This is a genomic window from Pseudomonas sp. NMI542_15, assembly GCF_021283425.1.
GTDB lineage: Bacteria > Pseudomonadota > Gammaproteobacteria > Pseudomonadales > Pseudomonadaceae > Aquipseudomonas > Aquipseudomonas fortuita.
Genome location: NZ_JAJSRO010000052.1, coordinates 1 through 3,163 on the forward strand (window position 1 = coordinate 1; position 3,163 = coordinate 3,163).

Genomic DNA, 3,163 nt, shown 5'->3' on the forward strand with positions numbered 1-3,163 from the left:
GAATGTTGATTTCTGACTTTTGTCAGATCGTTCTTTAAAAATTCGGATATGTGATAGAAATAGACTGAACACCAGTTTCACTGCTGGTGGATCAGGCTAAGGTAAAATTTGTGAGTTCTGCTCGAAAGAGCGACGTGCGAATTTTCGGCGAATGTCGTCTTCACAGTATAACCAGATTGCTTGGGGTTATATGGTCAAGTGAAGAAGCGCATACGGTGGATGCCTTGGCAGTCAGAGGCGATGAAAGACGTGGTAGCCTGCGAAAAGCTTTGGGGAGTCGGCAAACAGACTGTGATCCAGAGATCTCTGAATGGGGGAACCCAGCCAGCACAAGCTGGTTATCTTGTACTGAATACATAGGTGCAAGAGGCGAACCAGGGGAACTGAAACATCTAAGTACCCTGAGGAAAAGAAATCAACCGAGATTCCCTTAGTAGTGGCGAGCGAACGGGGACCAGCCCTTAAGTTGGTTTGAGATTAGTGGAACGCTCTGGAAAGTGCGGCCATAGTGGGTGATAGCCCCGTACACGAAAATCTCTTATCAATGAAATCGAGTAGGACGGAGCACGAGAAACTTTGTCTGAATATGGGGGGACCATCCTCCAAGGCTAAATACTACTGACTGACCGATAGTGAACTAGTACCGTGAGGGAAAGGCGAAAAGAACCCCGGAGAGGGGAGTGAAATAGATCCTGAAACCGTATGCGTACAAGCAGTGGGAGCCTACTTTGTTAGGTGACTGCGTACCTTTTGTATAATGGGTCAGCGACTTATATTCAGTGGCGAGCTTAACCGAATAGGGGAGGCGTAGCGAAAGCGAGTCTTAATAGGGCGTTTAGTCGCTGGGTATAGACCCGAAACCGGGCGATCTATCCATGGGCAGGTTGAAGGTTAGGTAACACTGACTGGAGGACCGAACCGACTACCGTTGAAAAGTTAGCGGATGACCTGTGGATCGGAGTGAAAGGCTAATCAAGCTCGGAGATAGCTGGTTCTCCTCGAAAGCTATTTAGGTAGCGCCTCATGTATCACTGTAGGGGGTAGAGCACTGTTTCGGCTAGGGGGTCATCCCGACTTACCAAACCGATGCAAACTCCGAATACCTACAAGTGCCGAGCATGGGAGACACACGGCGGGTGCTAACGTCCGTCGTGAAAAGGGAAACAACCCAGACCGTCAGCTAAGGTCCCAAAGTCATGGTTAAGTGGGAAACGATGTGGGAAGGCTTAGACAGCTAGGAGGTTGGCTTAGAAGCAGCCACCCTTTAAAGAAAGCGTAATAGCTCACTAGTCGAGTCGGCCTGCGCGGAAGATGTAACGGGGCTCAAACCATGCACCGAAGCTACGGGTATCATCTTATGATGATGCGGTAGAGGAGCGTTCTGTAAGCCTGTGAAGGTGAGTTGAGAAGCTTGCTGGAGGTATCAGAAGTGCGAATGCTGACATGAGTAACGACAATGCGAGTGAAAAACTCGCACGCCGAAAGACCAAGGTTTCCTGCGCAACGTTAATCGACGCAGGGTTAGTCGGTCCCTAAGGCGAGGCTGAAAAGCGTAGTCGATGGAAAACAGGTTAATATTCCTGTACTTCCAGTTATTGCGATGGAGGGACGGAGAAGGTTAGGCCAGCCTGGCGTTGGTTGTCCAGGTTTAAGGTGGTAGGCTGAAATCTTAGGCAAATCCGGGATTTCAAGGCCGAGAGCTGATGACGAGTTGCCTTTAGGCGACGAAGTGGTTGATACCATGCTTCCAAGAAAAGCTCCTAAGCTTCAGATAACTGGGAACCGTACCCCAAACCGACACAGGTGGTTAGGTAGAGAATACCAAGGCGCTTGAGAGAACTCGGGTGAAGGAACTAGGCAAAATGGCACCGTAACTTCGGGAGAAGGTGCGCCGGCGAGGGTCAAGGACTTGCTCCGTAAGCCCATGCCGGTCGAAGATACCAGGCCGCTGCGACTGTTTATTAAAAACACAGCACTCTGCAAACACGAAAGTGGACGTATAGGGTGTGACGCCTGCCCGGTGCCGGAAGGTTAATTGATGGGGTTAGCGCAAGCGAAGCTCTTGATCGAAGCCCCGGTAAACGGCGGCCGTAACTATAACGGTCCTAAGGTAGCGAAATTCCTTGTCGGGTAAGTTCCGACCTGCACGAATGGCGTAACGATGGCGGCGCTGTCTCCACCCGAGACTCAGTGAAATTGAAATCGCTGTGAAGATGCAGTGTATCCGCGGCTAGACGGAAAGACCCCGTGAACCTTTACTATAGCTTTGCACTGGACTTTGAATTTGCTTGTGTAGGATAGGTGGGAGGCTTTGAAGTGGGGACGCCAGTTCTCATGGAGCCATCCTTGAAATACCACCCTGGCAACTTTGAGGTTCTAACTCAGGTCCGTTATCCGGATCGAGGACAGTGTATGGTGGGTAGTTTGACTGGGGCGGTCTCCTCCCAAAGAGTAACGGAGGAGTACGAAGGTGCGCTCAGACCGGTCGGAAATCGGTCGTAGAGTATAAAGGCAAAAGCGCGCTTGACTGCGAGACAAACACGTCGAGCAGGTACGAAAGTAGGTCTTAGTGATCCGGTGGTTCTGTATGGAAGGGCCATCGCTCAACGGATAAAAGGTACTCCGGGGATAACAGGCTGATACCGCCCAAGAGTTCATATCGACGGCGGTGTTTGGCACCTCGATGTCGGCTCATCACATCCTGGGGCTGAAGCCGGTCCCAAGGGTATGGCTGTTCGCCATTTAAAGTGGTACGCGAGCTGGGTTTAGAACGTCGTGAGACAGTTCGGTCCCTATCTGCCGTGGACGTTTGAGATTTGAGAGGGGCTGCTCCTAGTACGAGAGGACCGGAGTGGACGAACCTCTGGTGTTCCGGTTGTCACGCCAGTGGCATTGCCGGGTAGCTATGTTCGGAAGAGATAACCGCTGAAAGCATCTAAGCGGGAAACTTGCCTCAAGATGAGATCTCACTGGGATCTTGAATCCCCTAAAGGGCCGTCGAAGACTACGACGTTGATAGGTTGGGTGTGTAAGCGCTGTGAGGCGTTGAGCTAACCAATACTAATTGCCCGTGAGGCTTGACCATATAACACCCAAGCAATTTGCTGACGCAGATTGCGGTGGTGAAGATGATACGAACCGAAAGTTCGCAACGAACCACAAA

1 rRNA gene is annotated in these 3,163 nt (G+C 51.1%); it reads left to right on the forward strand.

Features of this window, described 5'->3' with window-relative positions:
* The first annotated feature begins 192 nt into the window (after window positions 1–192).
* Window positions 193–3,085: ribosomal RNA gene (locus tag LU684_RS30320) — 23S ribosomal RNA — on the forward strand.
* Window positions 3,086–3,163: the final 78 nt, after the last annotated feature.